Raw genomic sequence first — 20,542 nt, 5'->3', positions numbered from 1 at the left:
CAAATCACTGGGGACAAAAGGGAGCTACCTATGTCGCTTACAAAATTCGGCACCGCCGTCAGAGAGTATCGGCGCCATTTGGGGCTGACGCTCAGCAATATGGCCACCGCACTCGGTACCTCGCCCGCCTTTCTCAGCGCAATGGAGACCGGCAGAAGCAAGGTGCCCATGGAGTGGGTGGAAAAAATTGCTAGCTACTTCAATGCGAAAGGGGAGCACGTCCAAGTAAATCGCCTCAAGGCGATGGCATGCGAATCAAATGAAAGCGTGTCCCTAGAAGGCCTTCCCGCACATCACAAAATGCTGATCGCAGGCTTCGCCAATTCCGACCTCAATCAGGAGCAATTGACCAAGCTCGGCACTCTACTTTCCGAAATTTATGGGGAGAAATGTAAAGATGACGCCTGAAACCGATGATAACTATTGCATGCGGGGACATCGCGTCCCCGCCTTAGATCAGAGATTGATTCGCGACGTCGCCCATCGCGTATGCGAAATCATCAGGATCCACAAGACGTCGTTCAAAAGCGGCAAAGCAGAAAACCTTGTTTCGCGCCTCGAGCACTACGGCATCCAAGTGGACGTCATCGAAGATGAGGAATGGCTGGACTATACCCGCGCCACAGTCGATCCCAACAAAGGAATGATCTACGTACCTAACAAGCTCTACACCGACCTGTGCCGCGGCAAGGCTGAAGCAGTTCGTATTTTCTTGCATGAGATCGGGCACATCGTGCTTGGCCATAAGCCGTTGCTCCACTTCTCTGAAGGCAAAGCAACGAAGCACGAAGACTCTGAATGGCAGGCAGATTTCTTCGCAGACTCCGTAGTTGAGCTGCTCGGGCTGCCAAAAGCTGAAATGCAGATGGAGTTTAAGTTCTGACTGAATACGATTGCGGCGTAAACAGTCAGAACTTGGTGGCTAGCAATACCAGCCAAAGAAGTTCTCCACCCGCTTCTTGCAAAACGCAAAGAAGTGTGATAGCGGAGGCTCCCTACGCAAGAGCCAAGTCTAAGTACATCTTTGCGGTTTGTCCAGAACGACAAGTGGTGGCAACCCCCGAAAAGGAATTAGGTCATGACCTACACCGACGAACGGGGCACCTTCATCCTGCGCTGGACTCGCCGCCTGAAAAACGGCCAGATCCAGCGCGCGGTGGGCAAGCCCTTCAAAATCTACATCAGCTGATGTAGCTCGCTCCAAAGGGTGGCCGTAAGGCCACCCTTTCTCATCTGCAGGCTTCCACTGCAGCACACATCTGAGAAAATGAGGACAGATTTATTTTTGTTTCCCGCACCTTGCCCAAACAAAGTATCTAGACCGATACCAAGCCGCTAACAAACCCCACTAAAGGTTTCCCCACGAAGGCCGCCATGCCGGGTATCCATTACGATCCGGAGCCTTCCGATGTCCAGCATCTCGTCCGTCAGCAACATGAATCTCCGCTTCACTTCCACCTCAAACTCATCCACCGCCACCGCGTCGACGAGTGACGACAGTAGTACCACCTCTAGCGCAACGAGCACCTCCCAAACCAATACAAGCGGTTCGGCGCAAGGTGCTGGCGGGGCCGGTGGCGCGGGTGGCGCCGGGGGAAGCGGCAGCAGTTCCAGCAGCACCTCGGACAGCACGCTGGAGAAGCTCAAGGAGGCTGTGGAACAGGCGCAGAAGGAACTGCAGGAAGCCGAACAGGAACTTGCCAAGGTCAGCCAGAGCGGCGGCAACCAGACCGAGGAGGAGAAGCAGGCCCGCCAGGTGCAGGAGCAAGCTGCCCGGGCGCGCGTCGCGACGGCCAGCGCCGCGGTGGCGACTGCCTATGCCGCCTACTCCGAGGCGCTGACGGACTCCGGCAGCAGCACCAGCGGGACCGGGGTGAATACCACGGCTTGAACGAAAAAGGAGGGAGTATTCCCTTCAGGCACAGCCTGGGGCAGCGACACCGCCGCCAGCTCTGGCATAATCCCCCCCATTCAGCCGATGGACTCGGCGCTCGCTTTCATCAACGACACGGAGGTCGCCATGCGCGCCATCAAGACCGTTCTGTTCCACCTGCTCTACACCTTCCGCGGCCTGGTACGGCTGGTCTGCAAGCTCCTTTCCGGGCTGTTCCTGTTCGGTTTCATCTTCGGCCTGTTCGCTATCGCCGACCGCGACGGCATGGTTGGCGGCACCTTGAGCATGCTGGTGTTCTGCGTCGGCTTCGGTGCGCTGGCGTTCTACTACGACGTGCTGCTGCTCAAGCTGAAGCCCGAAAGCATCGACCTGGTGCTGCTGCAGTAAGCGCTGCGCCGCTTCCAGAAGCCCTCGCCTCGTCGGGGGCTTTTTGTTGCCGGGCCTGTAATTACACACTGTGCTCCATCCCTCTCCCGCCACGAGGCAAGGCCATGGAAGTGCTCTGCGTCCTCATCCTGCTTTCGACGAGCTACTGGTATTTCAAGACCGCGCCTGCCGGCACCCCGATGGCCTTGCGGCTGATTTCGTCTGCCCATGGGGCGTGCGCGCTGTTGCTGTTTTTGCTCGCGCTCGTCATCGGGTTCGGCGGTTGGCACCGGGAGGTGAATGGGCAACTGTTCGCCTGGCTGCAGTTGCTTCCCCTGGCCTTGATAGCTTTGTCCTTCTGGGCGTTCCGCGGCCCCAGGGCGCTTCATTGGCTGCAGTTGCTCAACGTCCCGGCCACGCTGTGGCTGGCGCTGATCGGCAGCATGCTGGTCAGCGGGAAATGGCTTTAGGCGTAGCCACCAACCTCAACGCATCCGCTTCACCACCTCCATCAACTGCCCGCGCAGCCACTGGTTCCCGGCCTCGCCATCGGCGTGCCGTGACCAGTAGAGGTTCAGCGTCACCGGCGGCAGTTCCAGGGGCATTGGCAGCAGGCGGTTGCCCAGGCCGCGGTTGAGCAGTTCGGCGTAGCGCCTGGCCATGGTCAGCAGGCAATCGCTTTGCGACACCAGCAGCGCGGCCGACAGGTAGTGCTGGCAATGCTGGCGCACCTGGCGGGTCAGGCCGAGTTGGCCGAGCGCCAGGTCTTCTATGCAGATGCCGCGGCGTCGTGAGGTGACGGCGACGTGTTCGGCGGCCAGGTAGCGCTCCGCCGTCAGTTCGCCGGTGAAGGCCGGGCCGGCCATTACGCACAGGTCGTCGCGCCACAGTTGGCGGTGACGCAGCGTGGCGTCGGTGGGGCGGGCGATCTCGATGGCGAAGTCGATGCGGCCGGCGGCCAGTTCCTGTTTCAGTTCCGCCCAGTGCACGCTGCTGCTGCGCACGCCGACCTGCGGGGCGGTGCGCTGCAGGTGGTCGAGGATGCCCGGCAGCACCACCGGCTCCAACTGTTCGGGCATGTTCAGGTGGAAGGTGCGCTGGTCGCGCTGCGGGTCGAAGTCCTGGCGGCGGATCACGCTGCGGCGCAGGCCGTTCAAGGCGTGCTGGATGTCCGGCGCCAGCTGTTCGGCCAGCGGTGTCGGCGCCACGCCGCGGCCGTGGCGGACGAACAGCGGGTCGCCGATCTGCTCGCGCAGGCGCGCCAGGGCGTGGCTGACCGCCGACTGGCTCAGGTGCAGGACGTCCGCCGCGCGGGTCAGGTTGCGCTCGCGGTAGACCACCTCGAAGACGCGGAACAGGTTCAGGTCCAGACGACCGAGCGTCGACCATTCATGTGCTTGATTCATGCCGATCATCCTCTATCCCCAGCCGCTCCAGCCTAGCAGCGATCCCTACCGGAACAACCATGCATAGCGTTCATGGATATCGATGAATAGGCGTCAGTTCTTTCGCTCCCCCCGGCTTTTTAAGATGCGGCTCAACAAGAACGACAAGAGTGCCCGCCATGAACGAAGCCCGTTACCTCCAGGCGCTGCATCGCCTCCAGGCCGCCGCCTGGCCAGCCGGCACGCCGCGCGAGCCGCACTACCCGCATGGGCAGCAGCCGCTTGGCGAATACCTGCGCAGCTGGGCGCGCCTGAAGCCGGAGGCGCCCGCGCTGGACTTCTATGGCCACAGCCTGGCCTGGGCCGAGCTGGACCGCCTGGCCGACCGCTGCGCCGCGTTGCTGGCCGAGCTGGGCGTGCGCCCCGGCGAGCGCGTCGCCGTATTCATGCCCAACTGCCCGCAGTTGCACGTCGCCTTCTACGGCATCCTGCGCGCGGGGGCGGTGTACGTGCCGGTCAGCCCCTTGTCGAAGGCGCTGGAGCTGGGCTACCAGCTCAACGATAGCGGCGCCGAAACCCTGCTGTGCTTCGACCAGTTGCTGCCGGTCGTGCGCCAGGTGCGCGGTGAAACGCCGTTGCGCCGGCTGCTGGCCACCAGCCTCAGCGAGCTGTGCCCGGCCACGCCCAGCCTGCCACCGCCCGACATGCTGCTGGCGCCGAAACTGGCCGGGGACGACTTCGTCGACTTCCTCCCGGCCCTGGAGGCCTGCCAGGGGCCGGTGCCGCAGCACCAGGCGCGGCTCGACGAGGTGGCGGCGCTCAACTACACCGGCGGCACCACCGGCCTGCCCAAGGGCTGCGTGCATACCCACGGCGACATGCTCTACACCTGCGCCAGCTACCTGTCGGTAGCGAACCGGCTGGAGCAGGACAGCGTACTGCTGAACTTCCTGCCGGAGTTCTGGATCGCCGGGGAGAACGGCGGCCTGCTGTTCCCGGTGTTCGCCGGCTGCCGGCTGGTGCTGCTGGCGCGCTGGGACGCCGAGGCCTTCATGGCCGCCGTGCAGCGCTACCGCGTCAGCCACTGCACCCTGCTGGTCGACAGCGCCGCCGAAGTGCTGGAGCACCCGCGGGTCGGCGAATACGACTTCTCCTCGCTGCGGGTGTCGGGCGCCATTTCCTTCATCAAGAAACTGACGCCCAGCTACCGCCGGCGCTGGCGCGAGCTGACCGGCACCACACTGGTGGAAACCAGCTTCGGCATGACCGAGACCCACACCTGCGACACCTTCATCGTCGGCTTCCAGCAGGACGATTTCGACCTCAACAGCGCGCCGACCTTCGTCGGCCTGCCGGTGCCGGGCACCGACTTCAAGGTCTGCGATTTCGAGACCGGCGAGCTGCTGCCCCTGGGCGCGGAAGGCGAGCTGTGCATCCGCAGCCCGTCGCTGCTCAAGGGCTACTGGAACCGCCCCGAGGCCAGCGCCGAGGTGCTGCGCGACGGCTGGCTGCACACCGGCGACCTCGGCCAGATCACCGAGCGGGGCTTCATCCGCTACCTCGGCCGGCGCAAGGAGATGATCAAGGTGAACGGCATGAGCGTGTTCCCCAGCGAGCTGGAGGCGCTGCTCGGCCAGCACCCGGCGGTGCTCGCCAGCGCGGTGCTCGCCCGCCCCGACGAGCGCCGCGGCCAGCAGCCGGTGGCCTTCGTGGTGCTCAAGCCGGGCGCCGGCGAAAGCGCCGAGAGCCTGCTCGCCTGGTGCCGCGAGGCCATGGCCGTCTACAAGGTGCCGGAGGTCCGCGTGGTCGCAAGCCTGCCGATGACCGCCACCGGCAAGATCAAGAAGAACGAACTGGAGCCTCTGCTGTGACCCCGCCCTTCGCCAAGCTGCTGATCGCCAACCGTGGCGAAATCGCCATCCGCATCGCCCAGGCCTGCGCCGACCTGGGCATCCGCAGCGTCGCGGTGTTCGCCGACGACGACGCCGCCAGCCTGCACACGCGCAAGGCCGACCAGGCCGTGCCGCTCAAGGGGCGCGGCGTGCCCGCCTACCTGGACATGGAGCAGCTAATCGCCATCGCCCGCGAGCAGGGCTGCGACGCGGTGCACCCGGGCTACGGCTTCCTCGCCGAGAACCCCGGGTTCGCCCGCCGTTGCCAGGCCGCCGGGCTGACCTTCGTCGGGCCGGCGGCCGAGGTGCTGGAGCTGTTCGGCGACAAAGCCGCCGCCCGCGCCCTGGCCGAGCGTTGCGGCGCCCCGCTGGTGGCCGGCCTGAACCACGCCATCGACCTGGCCGAGGCGCAGGCCTTCGCCGCGCGACACGGCGCGGTGATGCTCAAGGCCCTGGCCGGCGGCGGCGGCCGGGGGATGCGCGCCGTGCGCGATCCGGCGGAACTGGCCGAGGCCTACGCCCGCTGCCAGTCCGAGGCGCAGGCCGCCTTCGGCAATGGCGCGCTGTACGTGGAGCAGTTGCTGGAGCAGGCCCGGCACATCGAGATTCAGGTGCTCGGCGACGGCACGGGCGCCGTCAGCCACCTGTGGGAGCGCGACTGCAGCCTGCAGCGCCGCCACCAGAAGCTGGTGGAAATCGCCCCCAGCCCCGGCCTGGACGCGGGCCTGCGCGAGGCCATCATCGCCTGCGCCCTGCGCCTGGCCGGCGCGGTGGACTACCGCGGCCTGGGCACCTTCGAATTCCTGGTGGCCGACGGGCGCTTCTACTTCATGGAGGCCAACCCGCGGATCCAGGTGGAGCACACGGTCACCGAGCAGGTCACCGGCGTCGACCTGCTGCACGCCCAGCTGCGCCTGGCCGCCGGCGCCACGCTCGGCGAACTCCAACTGGACCGGCCACCCGCCGTGCAGGGCTGCGCCATACAGCTGCGGCTGAACCTGGAAACGCTCCAGGCCGACGGCAGCGCGCGGCCGGCCGCCGGCGTGCTGAGCGCCTACCAGCCGCCGTCCGACCCCGGCCTGCGGGTAGACGGCTACGGTTACGCCGGCTATGCGGTCAGCCCGGCCTACGACTCGCTGCTGGCCAAGCTGATCGCCAGCGCCGGCGACTATCCCGGTGCCCTGCGCCGCGCCTACCGCGCGCTCTGCGAGTTCCGCCTGGAGGGCGTGGCGAGCAACCTGCACCTGCTGCAGAACCTGCTGCAACGCGAGGAGGTCGCCGCCAACCAGGTCGACACCCGCTTCGTCGAGCGCCACCTGGGCGAACTGCTCAGCGCGCGCGGCGAGAGCCACCCGCATCGCTATTTCAGCGGCGCCGGCAGCGTGGCCGAAACCCGGCGCCAGAACGTCGATGCGCCGCCCGGCACCATCGCCCTGAACGCGCCGAGCACCGGGGTGGTGGTGGCCCTGGCGGTCGCGGAGGGCGACAGCGTGGCCGCCGGCCAGACCGTCGCCGTGCTGGAGGCGATGAAGATGGAGTTCGAGGTCAAGGCCACAAGCGGCGGCATCGTCCGCCTGCTGGCGGCGGCCCCGGGCGATGCGCTGGCCGAGGAGCAGCCGCTGCTGTTCCTCGAACCGGCCGAGGTCGAGGGCGGCGTGGTGCTGAGCGAGCAGGCCATCGACCTCGCCCACATCCGGGCCGACCTGGCCGAAGTCAGGGAGCGCCACGAGCGCCTGAGCGATGCGCGCCGCCCCGCGGCGGTGGCCAAGCGGCGCAAGACCGGCCAGCGCACCGCCCGGGAGAACCTCGCGGACCTGCTGGACGAAGGCAGCTTCAGCGAATACGGCGCCATGGCCCTGGCCGCGCAGCGCCGGCGCCGTTCCACCGAGGAACTGCTGGAGCTGAGCCCGGCCGACGGCCTGGTGGCCGGCATCGGCACCGTGGGCGCCGCGCAGTTCGGCGAGCAGGCGGCGCGCTGCATGGCCATCGCCTACGACTACACGGTGTTCGCCGGCACCCAGGGGGTGATGAACCACAAGAAGACCGACCGCCTGCTCGCGTTGGCGGCGCAGTGGCGCTTGCCGGTGGTGCTGTTCGCCGAGGGCGGCGGCGGCCGTCCGGGGGATACCGATTTCGTCGGCGTGGCCGGGCTGGACTGCCACACCTTCGTCAGCTTCGCGAAGCTCTCGGGGCGGGTGCCGACCGTCGGCGTCGTGTCCGGCCGCTGCTTCGCCGGCAACGCCGCCCTGCTCGGCTGCTGCGAGGTGATCATCGCCACCCGCAACGCCAGCATCGGCATGGCCGGCCCGGCGATGATCGAGGGCGGCGGCCTGGGCAGCTACACGCCGGAAGAGGTCGGCCCGACCAGCGTGCAGGGCCCCAACGGGGTGATCGACGTGCTGGTGGAGGACGAGGCCGAGGCGGTGCGGGTGGCCAAGCAGTACCTGGCCTACTTCCAGGGCGAGACGGGCGACTGGCAATGCGCCGACCCGCGCGAGCTGCGCCATGTGATCCCGGAAAACCGCCTGCGCGTCTACGACATCCGCCGGGTGATCGAGCTGCTTGCCGACCAGGGCAGCGTGCTGGAGCTGCGCCGCCAGTTCGCCCCTGGGCTGGTCACTGCGCTGGTGCGCATCGAGGGCAAGCCGTTCGGCCTGATCGCCAACAACCCCGCGCACCTGGGCGGCGCCATCGACGCGGTGGCCGGCGACAAGGCCGCGCGCTTCATGCAGCTGTGCCAGGCGCGCGGCCTGCCGATCGTCTCGCTGTGCGACACCCCCGGCTTCATGGTCGGCCCCGAGGCGGAAAAGCAGGGCACGGTGCGCCACGTCTCGCGCATGTTCGTCACCGCCGCCAGCCTCAGCGTGCCCTTCTTCACGGTGGTGCTGCGCAAGGGCTATGGCCTGGGCGCCCAGGCGATGGCCGCCGGCAGCTTCCACGCGCCGCTGTTCACCGCCGCCTGGCCCAGCGGCGAGTTCGGCGCCATGGGCCTGGAGGGCGCGGTGCGGCTGGGCTTCGCCAAGGAGCTGGGCGCGCAGCCGGACGAAGCCGCGCGCCAGGCGCTGTTCGACAAACTGGTGGCCAGGGCCTACGAGAGCGGCAAGGCGCTGAACATGGCGAGCTACCTGGAGATCGACGCGGTGATCGACCCGGCGGATACCCGCGCCTGGCTGCTGCGCGGCCTCAACGCGGCTTCCGGCGTTGCACCCGCGGACACCGGAGGGCGGTCGTTCATCGATACCTGGTGACGACGGCAGCTGGGTGAAATCGCGCCGTTGGTTCCGGTTATCGAGGACAAGGGCACGGCCTCTCGTAGGATGGCGTTGAGCGAAGCGATACCCATCGCCACGGCAGCATGGGTTTCGCAAGCTCAACCCATCCTACGAAGACCACCTCGGCGCAGCCTGCAAGACCGCGCTCTACGACGCCGTCGTAGGATGGCGTTGAGCGAAGCGATACCCATCGCCACGGCAGCATGGGTTTCGCAAGCTCAACCCATCCTACGAAGAGCACCTCGGCGCAGCCTGCAAGACCGCGCTCTACGACGCCGTCGTAGGATGGCGTTGAGCGAAGCGATACCCATCGCCACGGCAGCATGGGTTTCGCAAGCTCAACCCATCCTACGAAGAGCACCTCGGCGCAGCCTGCAAGACCGCGCTCTACGACGCCGTCGTAGGATGGCGTTGAGCGAAGCGATACGCATCGCCATGGCAGCATGGGTTTCGCAAGCTCAACCCATCCTACGAAGAGCACCTCGGCGCAGCCTGCAAGACCGCGCTAGGTGGAGGAGAAACACCGTCGCAAAAAAAAGCCGCCCCTGGCGGAGCGGCTGGAAGGACGTTGAATTGAGCAATCACGATTTAATCAACGTCAGGAGCAGGGATTCGGGAATAACCGCTGTGCGGCGGGCCGAATCGGATGGGTAATACATTAACGACCAGCCGGCCTCAGATAAATTCCCTGTCCTGGGAAACACCTTCAGCGAAAACGTAACAATCTGCGGGGAACTCTTGGGGAAGCTGCGTTCATCGCGCGGCAACTTCCCCAAGAAAGAGGCGCCTCAGAGGATCGACAGCGGGTAGTCGACGATCAGCCGCAGTTCGTTGTTGTCGTCCTCGGCCTGGTCGGCGTTGCCGCGGTGGAAGGCCTGGCGCAGGCGCAAGGACAGGTCCTTGGCCGGGCCGGACTGGACCACGTACTTGGCTTCCAGGTCGGTTTCGTGGTGGCTGCCGTCGCGGCCGTATTCGTAGCCGCGGTACGAGCTGTCGGCGGCCATGTGCTCGCCGTTGATGTTGGTGCCGTTGATGTAGCGGGCCATGAAGCTCAGGCCGGGCACGCCGTAGGTGTCCATCGCCAGGTCGTAGCGGGCTTGCCAGCTGCGCTCGCCCGGGCCGTTGAAGTCGGAGTACTGCACCGAGTTGGCCAGGAAGATGGAGTCGCCGGCGGCGCCCGCGCCGTTGTCGCCGAAGCCCACGTAGTCGAACGGGGTGTCGCCCTGCACCTTCTGGAAGGCCAGGGTCAGGGTGTGCGCCTGCAGGAAGGAGTAGGCAGTGGCGAACGACCAGGCGGTGTTGTCGATGCGCCCGGCCTTGGCCTGGCCGTAGTCGTTGGTGCGGTAGATGTTGAAGTCGAAGCCCAGCGACTGGTCGCCGCCCAGCGCCAGACTGTAGTTGGCGTTGCCGTAGTACTGGCGCCAGATGTCTTCCAGCTCGGCGGCGTAGAGCGACACGCTCAGGTCCGGGGTGATGGCGTAGCGGCCGCCGACGAAGTCGGCGCTGTCGGCCTCGACGTTGGCGTAGGTGGCCCAGATGCCGCCGGTGTGGCTGGTGGTCACCGGGCTGGTGCCGGCGGTGTAGTGGCCGGCTTCCAGGTCCAGGCCCTGCAGCTCGCTGCTCATCAGCGCGAAGCCCTTGGCGGTCTGCGGCATCAGGCGGGTGCCGCCGGCGGCGAAGACCGGGGCGGTGGGCTGCATGTCGCCGAATTTCAGCTCGGTCCTGGAGATGCGCACCTTCAGCGCGCCGCCGGCCTTGCCGTAGTCGTCCTCGGGGTTGCCGTGGCGGTCCACCGGGAGGTTGCCGCTGTCGGCGGTGCCGGAGCCGCCGTCGAGCTTGATGCCCAGGTAGCCGAAGGCGTCGACGCCGAAGCCGACGGTGCCCTGGGTGTAGCCGGAGCTGTAGGTGGCGAAGATGCCCTGGGTCCAGTCGCGCTGGTCGTCGGCGCCGTTCTTGCCGTCGTGGTTGTAGTAGAAGTTGCGCAGCAGCAGGTCGAGGTGGCTGTCCTCGAGGAAGCCCTTGGCGTCGGCCTGGTCGCTGACGAAGGGTTCGGCCTGGGCCAGTTGCATGGCGGCGGTGGAAACGGCGAGCACGAGCATGCTGCGTTTGAGGTGCTTCATGGAGTTGCCCCTTGAGTCTTGGAGTGCCGGCCAGTGGTAAGCGTGATGGCCGACTTTTCTTGTAGGCAGGAACAAATGTTCGGCCATGCGTAACAGTCATGGTCGAGCGAACGTAAGTTTCTGTAGTGGAAGTACTTCCGAACCCCGCTCTATTCCCCTGGCGGAGTGGGGACATGATGCCGGATCGAAGCGCTATTTGAATCCGGATATGGACAAAGGTCTTTTAACAAATACGTAACAATTGCCCGACCTTGTCCGCGCACCATACGGCGCGCCTCAGCTCAGGCCGAGGGCTTCCAACTGGCGCTGCAGGCGCCAGTCCATCACCTGGGCGGCGCCCATCGGGCGGCCGAAGTGGTAGCCCTGGGCGATGTCGCAGCCCAGCCGCGCCAGGGCAGTGGCCGTGGCCGCGTCCTCCACGCCTTCGGCCACCACCTGCATGCCGAAGTTGTGCCCGAGGGCGATGGTCGACTGCACGATCATGGCGTCGGAGAAGTTGTCGGCCATGCCGGAGACGAAGGTGCGGTCGATCTTCAGCACCTGCACCGGCAGGCGCTTGAGGTAGGCCAGGGACGAGTAGCCGGTGCCGAAGTCGTCGATCGACAGCGTCACCCCCAGGTCGCGGATCGCCTGCAGGCTGCGCAGGGCCATCTCCGGGTCTTCCAGCAGGGTGCCTTCGGTGACTTCCAGCTCGACCAGGGAGCCGGCGATGCCGTGGCGGGCCAGCAGGCCCTGCAGTTCGCTGACGAAGTGCGGGTTGCGCAGGTTGTTGGCGCTGATGTTCACCGCCATGCAGGTTTCCAGGCCGTGCTCGCTCCAGGCGCGCAGCTGGCGCAGGGCCTCGTCCAGCACCCAGCGGGTGAGCGGGTGGATCAGCTCGGTGGACTCGGCCATGGGGATGAATTCGCCGGGCGGGATCATGCCGCGCTCGGGGTGCTCCCAGCGCAGCAGGGCCTCGAAGCCGATCACCTGGCCGTCGGCCAGGCTCACCTTGGGCTGGTAATGCAGTTGCAGCCCGCCCTCGCGGATGGCCCGCCCCAGCCCGGTGTGCAAGGCCAGGCGCTCGGGGGTGTAGGTGTCGTCGCAGCGCTGGTAGAGCAGGAAGTCGCGGCGCCCGTGCTTGGCCTGGTACATGGCGATGTCGGCGCAGCGCAGCAGGTCGCCGGGGGTGTCGCCGTGGTCCGGGTAGAGAGCCACGCCGATGCTGGCCGACAACTCCAGCTGGATGCCGCCGGCGGACAGCGGCTGGCGCAGCACCCGGGCGATGCCCTGGCACAGCCCGGGCACGCCGCGCTCGTCGTCCAGCTCGCGGGTGATCACCGCCATCTCGTCGCCGCCCAGGCGGGCGATGCCGGCCTCCTGGGTGCGCAGCCAGGCGCCCAGGCGCGCGCCCACCTGCTGCAGCACGCTGTCGCCGTGCTGGTGGCCGAGGGTGTCGTTGACTTCCTTGAAGCGGTTCATGTCCAGCAGCAGGATGGCGAAGCGCCCGCCGCCGCGGGCGATGCGCTGCTCGATGTGGCGGCCCAGCCAGTAGCGGTTGGGCAGGCCGGTGAGCGAATCGTGGTTGGCCAGGTATTCCTGCTCGGCGAGGTAGCGCTTGCGTTCGGTGATGTCGTGCAGCACCACCAGCAACAGCGCGTTCTGCTGCCAGCTGAAGCGCGTGACGTGGGCCTCGCAGTCGAACGGCAGGCGGGTGTCGCGGCGCAGGAACTGCCACTCGCTGTCCACCTCGCGCAGCTCGCCGCTGAGCAGGCCTTCCAGATTGGCGCGGCTGGCCACCAGCGACAGGCGCCCGTCCGGCTGGCGCTCCGGCGACAGCTCCGAGGGCAGCAGGCCGATCAGACGCTCCGGCGAATCGACGCCGAACATGCTCGCGGCGCGTTCGTTGGTGGCGCGCACCCGGCCGTCCACACCGATCAGCAACACGCCGTCGTTGATGTTGGTGAACAGCTGGCGGTAGAAGCGGCCGTTCTGGCTGATCTCGCCGATCAGCCGGCGCAGCTGCCAGGCGGAAAGGCCCAGAGCCAGGGCGCAGATGGCCAGCAGCACGGCGCTGAAGCCGGCGCGCTTGAGCCAGGGCAGCAGGTAGCTGGCCGAAGCCTGGCCGACCACGGCGTGGATCGGGAAGCTCGCCGAGGGCGCGTCGGCGAACAGCGACGGCTCGCCGCTGATGCTGCGGCCCTCGACCAGGGCGAAGTCCGGGCGGCCCAGGCGCGGGAACAGCGGCGACCACTCCGGCAGGCGGCGGCCGACGGAGTTCAGGGTGTCGGGGGTGCGGTAGAGCACGGTGCCGAGGTTGTCGAACATGCCGGCGTTCATGTGCTCGGCCAGGCCCAGGCGGCGCAGCAGGTCGCCGACGCGGTCGGTGTCGATCAGCGCGCCGACGCGCTGGGTGCGGCCGTCGGCGCCGCGCTGGCCGACGTACATCGGCAGCAGGAAGGCGCCGTTGGGGCCGCGCAGCGTGTGGCCGAAGGCCGGGCGCTCGCTGGCCGGCAGGTCGCCCAGGGCGAGCAGCGGGCGCAGGTGCTCCTCGGCCGGCTGGCCGTGGCCGTCCACGGCGTAGAGGTGGCCGTCGCGGAGCACGAACAGGTAGGTCGACACCGGGTCGTAGCGCATCGCCTGCGCCAGCTTCCCGCGCACCAGGCCGGCGTCGGCGACCTCGCCCAGGCCCTGCAGGTCTTCCGACACCGCGTAGATGCTGCCGTAGCTCTGCAGCAGCAGCGCGCTGATGTAGCCCTCCAGCGAGCGGGCCAGCGCCGAGAGGTTCTGCCGCACCTGGTCGGTGCTGCTGCGGTAGTCGCGGTACACGCTCCAGCCGCTCAGCCCGACCAGCAGGGTGAGGACCAGCAGCACGCCGGCATAGAAGAGCACGCCGATGCGCTGCCGGCGCGAGCCTCCCCGGGCGTGGGTGAAGACATCGAAATTGCTGGTCATGTAGATCCGTCTGTGACTGCAGCGAGAGTGTCGAACCCGGTTATGTCACTTAGCCATCATCCGATCAACCACCGGGCGGGTACCTGATGCCTATCGGCAGACCGGCGGCATTCCCCAGTACCGGCCGTCGAACGATGGGCGGGGCGCTCTGCAACGCGCCCCGCCGGCCGTGAAACAGGGCGACCGCAAGGCCCGGGAAATGAAGCGCGGCGGCAGCGGACGCAGCGAGATCGGCAGAAATACCCTGTGCATGCTTCAACTGCTCTCGCGCACCATCAGTTCGAAGCCCAGGTCCTGCACCGGCTCGGCGATCGGCCGCCCGGCGATCAGCGCCAGCAGCGTCTCGGCGGCGCGGCGGCCGATGGCCTCGCGCGGGGTACGGATGCTGGACAGGCGCGGCACCATGTAGGCCGAGCTGGGCAGGTCGTTGAAGCCGACCACGGCGACCTGCCGCGGCACTTCGATGCCCTGGCGCAGCGCCTCCAGCAGCGCGCCCTGGGCCAGGTCGTCGTTGCCGAAGAAGATGCCTTCCACGTCCGGCCGCGCGGCCAGCAGCTGGCGGAACAGCTCGCCGCCCAGGCCCACCGAGGACGGCCGCGGCGTCAGCATCTCCAGCGCCGGGTCGTAGCAGCCGGCCTTCTGCAGGGCGCGGCGGAAGCCCTCGCCGCGCAGCAGGGTGCGCTGGTCCAGCTGCGCGCCGACGTAGGCCAGGCGCTTGCGCCCGCCGGCCAGCAGGTGCTCGGCGGCGGCCATGCCCGCGGCGATCTGCGAGAAGCCCACGCAGTGCAGGCCGGGGCTATGGTCCAGGTCCATCATGTAGACGCAGGGCACGCCGCTGGCCTCGACCATCCGTCGCGCGCTCTCGGTGCGCTCGAAGCCGGTGAGCAGCAGGCCGCGGGGCTGGTAGGCCAGGTAGTTGCGGATCAGGTCCTCCTCTTCGTCGCGCGAGTAGTGGAAGTTGCCGATCAGCACTTCCAGGCCCTGGGGCCGCAGCACGCCGTGGATGGCCTCCAGGGTGTCGACGAACAGCTGGTTGGACAGCGACGGCACCAGCACCACCACGCTGTGGCTCTGCGCCGAGGCCAGCGCCCGCGCCGCGGGGTTGGCCACGTAGCCCAGCTCGGCGGCGGCCTCGCGGACCTTCAGCACCAGCGCCTCGGCGACGCTGCTGACGCCGCGCAGGGCGCGGGAGGCGGTGATGGGGCTGACGCCGGCGCGCTGCGCCACTTCGTTCAGGGTGGGGCGGCCGCTGGCGCGGGAGTGCTTGTCGTTCTTCTTCTGCGAGGGCATCGGCTGGCTTGCCAAACGAAAATCGAGGCACTAAGGTAGCGCTGTCTCGCGAACCCGGCAATTGCCTGAAAGCCCCGGATCGCGCTGTGGCGGAAAAACCGCGGACACCATACGCAAGCACTAGAATGACAAGAAAGCGGAGGCAGCCCCATGCTTTTGGCTTCGACTTTTAAAGACAGCGCTGTCTCCCCACCGAGGTGCGATATGCTCCCTCCCATCCACGCCCTGCTGATCATGGGTGTCTCCGGTTGCGGGAAGACCAGCGTCAGCCAGGCGCTGTGCCGCGCCAGCGGCGCCCACGAGATCGAAGGCGACACCTTCCACCCGGCCGAGAACATCCGCAAGATGAGCGCCGGCATCCCCCTGACCGACGACGACCGCGCCGGCTGGCTGGCCACCCTGGCCGAGCTGCTGCGCCAGGCCGTGGCCGCCGGCCAGCGCCCGGTGCTGACCTGCTCGGCGCTCAAGCTGGCCTACCGCGAACGCCTGCGCGAGGCCGTGCCGGGCCTGGGCGTGGTGTTCCTCGAACTGCCCCGCGAGGAAGCCGCGCGCCGCGTCGCCGAGCGCCCCGGGCACTTCATGCCGGCGACCCTGGTGGACAGCCAGTTCGCCGCCCTGGAACCGCCCCACGACGAACCGCTGACCCTCGCCGTCGATGCCACCCTGCCGGTGGAAATCATCGTCGAGCAGGCCCTGGCCTGGTGGCGCGCCCACGAGCCGGCCTGAACCGATTTTTGCCGCGCGCTGAAGACAGCGCTATCCCAAAACGCCCGTAAAAACAACGACAAGGGAGCCCCGCCATGTTCGGTCTGTCCCACGACACCTACCTGCTGCTGGATGCGCTGGTCACCATCATCGGCCTGATCGTGCTGATCACCCGCTTCAGGATCCACCCCTTCCTCGCCCTGATCATCGCCGCCGGCTTCCTCGGCCTGACCTCGGGCATGCCCGTGGCGCAGATCGTCAAGGCCTTCCAGGACGGCTTCGGCGGGGTGCTCGGCTTCGTCGGGGTGATCCTCGCCCTGGGCACCATGCTCGGCAAGATGATGGCCGAGTCCGGCGGCGCCGATCAGATCGCCCGCACCCTGATCGACGCCTTCGGCGAGCGCAAGGTGCACTGGGCGATGATGCTGGCGGCCTTCCTGGTGGGCATCCCGCTGTTCTTCGAGATCGGCTTCATCCTGCTGATCCCGCTGGTGTTCATCGTCGCGCGGCGCAGCGGCGTGTCGCTGATCAAGATCGGCATCCCGCTGCTGGCCGGGCTTTCCGCGGTGCACGGCCTGGTGCCGCCGCACCCGGGCCCGCTGCTGGCCATCGGCGTGTTCGGCGCCGACATCGGCAAGACCATTCTCTACGGCCTGATAGTCGCGCTGCCCACCGCGGCCATCGCCGGCCCGCTGTTCGGCGCCTGGATCGCCCGGGTGATCCCCGGCAGCCCGTCCGAGGAGCTGGTGGCGCAGATCGCCCACGAGCCGGAGAGCAGCGACCTGCCCAGCTTCGGCATCACCCTGCTGACCGTGCTGCTGCCGGTGTTCCTGATGCTGCTGAAGACCTTCGCCGACGTGCTGCTGCCCGACGGCCACGCCTTCCGCGCCTGGATGGACATGATCGGCCACCCGATCACCGCCCTGCTGCTGGCGCTGCTGCTGGCCCTGTACACCTTCGGCTACGCCCGCGGCTTCGGCTCGCAGCAGATCCTCAAGCTGCTCGACCAGAGCCTGGCGCCCACCGCGGCCATCGTGATGATCATCGGCGCCGGCGGCGGCTTCAAGCAGATGCTGGTGGCCAGCGGCGTGGGCGACGTGATCGGCCACCTGGCCGTGCACGCGCAGATTTCGCCGATCCTGCTGGCCTGGCTGGTGGCGGCGGTGATCCGCGTGGCCACCGGTTCCGCCACGGTCGCCACCATCACCGGCGCCGGCATCGTGGTGCCGGTGGTGGGCATGATCCCGGGGGTCAACCGCGAGCTGCTGGTGCTGGCCACCGGCGCCGGCTCGCTGATCCTCTCCCACGTCAACGACGCCGGGTTCTGGCTGGTCAAGCAGTACTTCAACATGAGCGTCGCCGAGACCTTCAAGACCTGGACGGCCATGGAAACCATCCTCTCCGTGGTCGGCCTGGTGTTCATCCTGCTGCTTTCGCTGGTGGTCTGAAGACCACCGGCTTCCCCCGTGAAAGGAGTACCGCCGATGTCCGCCCGAGCCCGCGAGCCCAAGCCTTCCCCCGCCAACGACTGGCCGCGCGACTTCGACGTGCGCGAGCGCTATGCCGAGCAGCAGGAGCTGCTCGGCGAGGCCCGGGCGCCAGCCGCGCCCCGGCCGTCCGGCCGCGCCCGCTGAAAGCCCCTCGCCGGGCTTTCCGACGAACGCAGGCTGAAACGATTCACCTTCAGGCCGATCCAGGCTAAAAACAACATTCCGGGCGCCCTTCCCTTCTGCCCCAGCGGCGCCCGTTCCTGAGGGAGGAACCATGAGCCACAACCTCGACACCCTGTTCCCCGCCATCGACGACATCCCCGAGGCCTGGCGCCCCGACGCCCCGGTCGAGCAACGCGACTACCTGGTGAACGGCCAACTGCGCCGCTGGGACGGCCCGCTGGCGCCGGTGCGCAGCCCGATCTTCCTGAAGACCGCCGAGGGCGAGCGCCAGGTGATCCTCGGCAGCACCCCGCTGCTGGACGCCGACGCCGCGCTGGCCGCCCTCGACGCCGCCGTGGCCGCCTACGACAACGGCCAGGGCCTGTGGCCCAACCTGCGGGTGGCCGAGCGCATCCAGCACGTGGAGACCTTCCTGGCGCGCATGCGCGAGCAGCGCGAGGCGGTGGTGCGCCTGCTGATGTGGGAGATCGGCAAGAACCTCAAGGATTCGGAGAAGGAATTCGACCGCACCTGCGACTACATCGTCGACACCATAGACGCGCTCAAGGACCTGGACCGCCGCTCCAGCCGCTTCGAGCTGGAACAGGGCACCCTCGGCCAGATCCGCCGCGTGCCGCTGGGCGTGGCGCTGTGCATGGGCCCGTACAACTACCCGCTGAACGAGACCTTCACCACCCTGATCCCGGCACTGATCATGGGCAACACCGTGGTCTTCAAGCCGGCCAAGTTCGGCGTGCTGCTGATGCGCCCGCTGCTGGAGGCCTTCCGCGACAGCTTCCCGCCGGGGGTGATCAACATCATCTACGGCCGCGGCCGCGAAACCGTCTCGGCGCTGATGGCCAGCGGCAAGGTCGACGTGTTCGCCTTCATCGGCACCCACAAGGGCGCCGCCGACCTCAAGCGCCTGCACCCGCGCCCGCACCGCCTGCGCGCGGCCCTGGGCCTGGACGCGAAGAACCCCGGCATCGTCCTGCCGCAGGTGGACCTGGAGAACGCCGTGGAAGAAGCCATCACCGGCGCGCTGTCGTTCAACGGCCAGCGCTGCACCGCGCTGAAGATCCTGTTCGTCCACGAAAGCGTGCTGCAGGGCTTCCTCGACAAGTTCAGCGCGCGCCTGGCCCAGCTCAAGCCGGGCATGCCCTGGGAGCCGGGCGTGGCCCTGACGCCGCTGCCCGAGCCGGGCAAGGTGGACTACCTCAACGGCCTGCTGGCAGACGCCCTGGAGAAAGGCGCCAAGGTGATCAACGCCGGCGGCGGCCAGTCGCGCGAGAGCTTCTTCTACCCGGCGCTGCTCAGCCCGGTGACGGCGCAGATGCGCCTGTACCACGAGGAGCAGTTCGGCCCGCTGGTGCCGGTGGTGCCGTACCGCGAGCTGGAGGAAGTGATCGACTACGTGCTGCAGTCCGACTACGGCCAGCAGCTGAGCCTGTTCGGCAGCGACCCCGAGCAGGTCGGCCGGCTGGTGGACGCCTTCGCCAACCAGGTCGGCCGCATCAACCTCAACGCCCAGTGCCAGCGCGGCCCGGACAGCTACCCGTTCAACGGCCGCAAGAACTCCGCCGAGGGCACCCTGTCGGTGCACGACGCGCTGCGCACCTTCTCCATCCGCACCCTGGTGGCGACGCGCTTCAATGCCGCCAACAAGGCGCTGATCAGCGAGATCATCCAGGGCCGCGAGTCGAACTTCCTGACCACCGACTACATCTTCTGAGGCCTGCGCAAGCACCGTCAGACGCGGATCAACCCCTCGGCTGGCGGCGCTTGCTCGTTCAGTTCCTCCATCTGCAGCGCGTAAGAGCGGCGCAGGCGCAGCCGCTCGGCATCGCAGAGCAGCGGGCCCTGGGCGTCCTCGGCGCCGAAGGGGTCGTCGCGCAGCACGCCGGTGATGCGCCCCTGGCGGAACAGCTCGCGGATCGCCAGCAGGTTGTTCTCGCGCTGCCCGCTCAACTCGGCGAGCGAGCGCGGCTGGCTTTCGGACAGCTGGCACAGCACCGACACCAGCAGCGCCTGCGTAAGTCTGGGCCCCATGGAAGCTCCCCTGTGCAGCCATGAAAACGGTCCTGGCACTATGCGGACGAATTCTTAAAGAATGCTTATCCGGCCGTTTCCATGGCCATCGTTGGTTTCAGTCCAGGCCGTTGTCGCGGTCCTGTTCCAGGCGCGCCAGGCGTTCCTCCAGGGCGGCCACCCGGGCCTCCAGTTCGAGGATGCGCGCCTCGTCCTGCACGCTGTGCTCGCCGCGCGGCGCCGGGGCGCCACGGCCACTGGCGGCGATGGCGGCCTCGCGGTCGGCGGCGCTGCCCAGCAGGTGCATGTAGCGGTCCTCGCGCTGGCCGCTCTGGCGTTCCAGCTGCACGGCGAAACCGCGGGCGGCCAGGCGTTCCAGCTGGTGACGGACTTCCTCGGTGTCGTCGAAATCGTGCATGCGCATGCTGCGGGTGAGCAGCTCGTTGAGCGTCTGCGGGCCGCGCAGGAACAGCAGGCCGAGCAGCACCCACTGCGGCTTGACCAGCTCCAGCGCCTTGTCCAGGCGCTGCTCCCAGCGGTCGGCGCGGCTACCCATCACCAGGCGCACCATCTCCAGGCCCTCCAGCCTGCGCAGGGCCTGGCCGACCTGGCCGGGGTTGAGGTCCATCACCGGCTCGCGGCTGGTCTTCTGGTTGCAGGCGGTGACCAGGGCGTTGAGCGTCAGCGGATAGGCTTCCGGGGTGGTCAGCTGCTTCTCGATCAGGCTGCCGAGCACGCGGATGTCCACCGCGCTAAGGGGGTCGCGCTCGGGCAGGCTTGTGGATTCTTCGTTCATGTTGTTTCCAGGGGTCGCGTCGAGGCCCTTAGCCTAGCCGCGTCCGTCGGCTTTGGCACCCTCCATGGCGTCGCGCCTCATGCCGAGCCTCCTTGCTGGCGGCTGACCGGCAGCGCTTCGCAGGCGACTATTGGCACTGGCGAGGGCTTAAGATATGGTCTCATATGTATTATTCGGCTCGCCTACCCGGCGGCCATCCACACCACAA

The 20,542-nt window shown here is 67.8% G+C and carries 17 protein-coding genes; 11 read left to right on the top strand and 6 right to left on the bottom strand.

The window, feature by feature from the left end:
- Window positions 1-30: 30 nt before the first annotated feature.
- From IG194_RS17420 to IG194_RS17400, 5 genes are all read left to right on the top strand, one after another.
- On the top strand, window positions 31-408 hold the full coding sequence (locus IG194_RS17420) for a helix-turn-helix domain-containing protein (RefSeq protein WP_058488347.1): 378 nt from the start codon (window positions 31-33) through the stop codon (window positions 406-408).
- Window positions 398-883, top strand: a complete 486-nt coding sequence (locus IG194_RS17415; RefSeq protein WP_064987553.1) for an ImmA/IrrE family metallo-endopeptidase — start codon at window positions 398-400, stop codon at window positions 881-883. Before IG194_RS17420 ends, IG194_RS17415 begins: the two co-directional genes overlap by 11 nt.
- A gap of 525 nt (window positions 884-1,408) precedes the next feature.
- A complete protein-coding gene (locus IG194_RS17410; protein WP_064987552.1) occupies window positions 1,409-1,891 on the top strand; it encodes a hypothetical protein in 483 nt (160 codons plus the stop codon).
- 129 nt (window positions 1,892-2,020) lie between these two features.
- Window positions 2,021-2,281: a hypothetical protein gene (locus IG194_RS17405; RefSeq protein WP_058489706.1), complete on the top strand. Its 261-nt coding sequence runs from the start codon at window positions 2,021-2,023 to the stop codon at window positions 2,279-2,281.
- Window positions 2,282-2,385: 104 nt separating this feature from the next.
- Window positions 2,386-2,730 (top strand): hypothetical protein, encoded by a 345-nt coding sequence (locus IG194_RS17400; protein WP_058488344.1) that lies wholly within the window; start codon window positions 2,386-2,388, stop codon window positions 2,728-2,730.
- A 15-nt stretch (window positions 2,731-2,745) separates the two neighbouring features.
- Here IG194_RS17400 and IG194_RS17395 read toward each other — a convergent pair whose 3' ends face one another.
- Window positions 2,746-3,666, bottom strand: coding sequence for a LysR family transcriptional regulator (locus IG194_RS17395; protein WP_009613104.1), 921 nt, complete (start codon window positions 3,664-3,666; stop codon window positions 2,746-2,748).
- A gap of 158 nt (window positions 3,667-3,824) precedes the next feature.
- On the opposite strand from IG194_RS17395, the gene IG194_RS17390 reads away from it, so the two are divergent.
- Together IG194_RS17390 and IG194_RS17385 are read left to right on the top strand one after the other, a co-directional pair.
- A complete protein-coding gene (locus IG194_RS17390) occupies window positions 3,825-5,516 on the top strand; it encodes an AMP-binding protein (RefSeq protein WP_058488343.1) in 1,692 nt (563 codons plus the stop codon).
- Window positions 5,513-8,785: a carboxyl transferase domain-containing protein gene (locus IG194_RS17385; RefSeq protein ID WP_192353593.1), complete on the top strand. Its 3,273-nt coding sequence runs from the start codon at window positions 5,513-5,515 to the stop codon at window positions 8,783-8,785. Before IG194_RS17390 ends, IG194_RS17385 begins: the two co-directional genes overlap by 4 nt.
- 812 nt (window positions 8,786-9,597) lie before the next feature.
- On the opposite strand, the gene IG194_RS17380 is transcribed toward IG194_RS17385, so the two are convergent.
- The 3 genes from IG194_RS17380 to IG194_RS17370 form a co-directional block, all read right to left on the bottom strand.
- The gene (locus tag IG194_RS17380) at window positions 9,598-10,929 is read right to left on the bottom strand and encodes an OprD family porin (RefSeq protein WP_009613109.1); all 1,332 of its coding nucleotides are present in this window, start codon (window positions 10,927-10,929) and stop codon (window positions 9,598-9,600) included.
- Between the two features lie 276 nt (window positions 10,930-11,205).
- Window positions 11,206-13,863, bottom strand: coding sequence for an EAL domain-containing protein (locus IG194_RS17375; RefSeq protein WP_058488341.1), 2,658 nt, complete (start codon window positions 13,861-13,863; stop codon window positions 11,206-11,208).
- 255 nt (window positions 13,864-14,118) lie between these two features.
- Window positions 14,119-15,153 carry a LacI family DNA-binding transcriptional regulator gene (locus IG194_RS17370; protein WP_009613113.1) on the bottom strand — a complete coding sequence of 345 codons (1,035 nt, stop codon included), beginning with the start codon at window positions 15,151-15,153 and terminating at the stop codon, window positions 14,119-14,121.
- A 204-nt stretch (window positions 15,154-15,357) separates the two neighbouring features.
- Between IG194_RS17370 and IG194_RS17365 the strand changes: the two genes are divergently transcribed.
- The 4 genes from IG194_RS17365 (at window position 15,358) to IG194_RS17350 (ending at window position 19,242) form a co-directional block, all read left to right on the top strand.
- Window positions 15,358-15,879, top strand: coding sequence for a gluconokinase (locus tag IG194_RS17365; protein ID WP_024128099.1), 522 nt, complete (start codon window positions 15,358-15,360; stop codon window positions 15,877-15,879).
- Window positions 15,880-15,953: 74 nt separating this feature from the next.
- Window positions 15,954-17,306 carry a GntP family permease gene (locus IG194_RS17360; RefSeq protein WP_058488340.1) on the top strand — a complete coding sequence of 451 codons (1,353 nt, stop codon included), beginning with the start codon at window positions 15,954-15,956 and terminating at the stop codon, window positions 17,304-17,306.
- Window positions 17,307-17,342: 36 nt separating this feature from the next.
- On the top strand, window positions 17,343-17,492 hold the full coding sequence (locus IG194_RS17355; RefSeq protein ID WP_176707146.1) for a hypothetical protein: 150 nt from the start codon (window positions 17,343-17,345) through the stop codon (window positions 17,490-17,492).
- A gap of 130 nt (window positions 17,493-17,622) precedes the next feature.
- Entirely contained in the window at window positions 17,623-19,242 is a 1,620-nt protein-coding gene (locus IG194_RS17350; RefSeq protein ID WP_058488339.1) for an NADP-dependent glyceraldehyde-3-phosphate dehydrogenase, read from the top strand.
- A 17-nt stretch (window positions 19,243-19,259) separates the two neighbouring features.
- Here IG194_RS17350 and IG194_RS17345 read toward each other — a convergent pair whose 3' ends face one another.
- Both IG194_RS17345 and IG194_RS17340 read right to left on the bottom strand, forming a co-directional pair.
- Complete coding sequence (locus tag IG194_RS17345) at window positions 19,260-19,559, bottom strand: hypothetical protein (RefSeq protein WP_058488338.1); 300 nt, start codon at window positions 19,557-19,559, stop codon at window positions 19,260-19,262.
- Window positions 19,560-19,656: 97 nt separating this feature from the next.
- Complete coding sequence (locus tag IG194_RS17340) at window positions 19,657-20,334, bottom strand: YceH family protein (protein ID WP_058488337.1); 678 nt, start codon at window positions 20,332-20,334, stop codon at window positions 19,657-19,659.
- Window positions 20,335-20,542: the final 208 nt, after the last annotated feature.

The sequence above is a fragment of the Pseudomonas sp. ADPe genome, from assembly GCF_014843515.1.
GTDB lineage: Bacteria > Pseudomonadota > Gammaproteobacteria > Pseudomonadales > Pseudomonadaceae > Pseudomonas > Pseudomonas citronellolis.
The sequence above is the reverse complement of the archived record's forward strand: the minus strand, read 5'-3'. Positions and strand labels throughout refer to the sequence as shown.

Bases quoted from the DNA above. Each gene is read 5' to 3' on its own strand.
- IG194_RS17420 (WP_058488347.1), top strand. From the start codon at position 31: ATGTCGCTTACAAAATTCGGCACCGCCGTCAGAGAGTATCGGCGCCAT.
- IG194_RS17415 (WP_064987553.1), top strand. From the start codon at position 398: ATGACGCCTGAAACCGATGATAACTATTGCATGCGGGGACATCGCGTC.
- IG194_RS17410 (WP_064987552.1), top strand. From the start codon at position 1,409: ATGTCCAGCATCTCGTCCGTCAGCAACATGAATCTCCGCTTCACTTCC.
- IG194_RS17405 (WP_058489706.1), top strand. From the start codon at position 2,021: ATGCGCGCCATCAAGACCGTTCTGTTCCACCTGCTCTACACCTTCCGC.
- IG194_RS17400 (WP_058488344.1), top strand. From the start codon at position 2,386: ATGGAAGTGCTCTGCGTCCTCATCCTGCTTTCGACGAGCTACTGGTAT.
- IG194_RS17395 (WP_009613104.1), bottom strand. From the start codon at position 3,666: ATGAATCAAGCACATGAATGGTCGACGCTCGGTCGTCTGGACCTGAAC.
- IG194_RS17390 (WP_058488343.1), top strand. From the start codon at position 3,825: ATGAACGAAGCCCGTTACCTCCAGGCGCTGCATCGCCTCCAGGCCGCC.
- IG194_RS17380 (WP_009613109.1), bottom strand. From the start codon at position 10,929: ATGAAGCACCTCAAACGCAGCATGCTCGTGCTCGCCGTTTCCACCGCC.
- IG194_RS17375 (WP_058488341.1), bottom strand. From the start codon at position 13,863: ATGACCAGCAATTTCGATGTCTTCACCCACGCCCGGGGAGGCTCGCGC.
- IG194_RS17370 (WP_009613113.1), bottom strand. From the start codon at position 15,153: ATGCCCTCGCAGAAGAAGAACGACAAGCACTCCCGCGCCAGCGGCCGC.
- IG194_RS17365 (WP_024128099.1), top strand. From the start codon at position 15,358: ATGCTCCCTCCCATCCACGCCCTGCTGATCATGGGTGTCTCCGGTTGC.
- IG194_RS17360 (WP_058488340.1), top strand. From the start codon at position 15,954: ATGTTCGGTCTGTCCCACGACACCTACCTGCTGCTGGATGCGCTGGTC.
- IG194_RS17355 (WP_176707146.1), top strand. From the start codon at position 17,343: ATGTCCGCCCGAGCCCGCGAGCCCAAGCCTTCCCCCGCCAACGACTGG.
- IG194_RS17350 (WP_058488339.1), top strand. From the start codon at position 17,623: ATGAGCCACAACCTCGACACCCTGTTCCCCGCCATCGACGACATCCCC.
- IG194_RS17345 (WP_058488338.1), bottom strand. From the start codon at position 19,559: ATGGGGCCCAGACTTACGCAGGCGCTGCTGGTGTCGGTGCTGTGCCAG.
- IG194_RS17340 (WP_058488337.1), bottom strand. From the start codon at position 20,334: ATGAACGAAGAATCCACAAGCCTGCCCGAGCGCGACCCCCTTAGCGCG.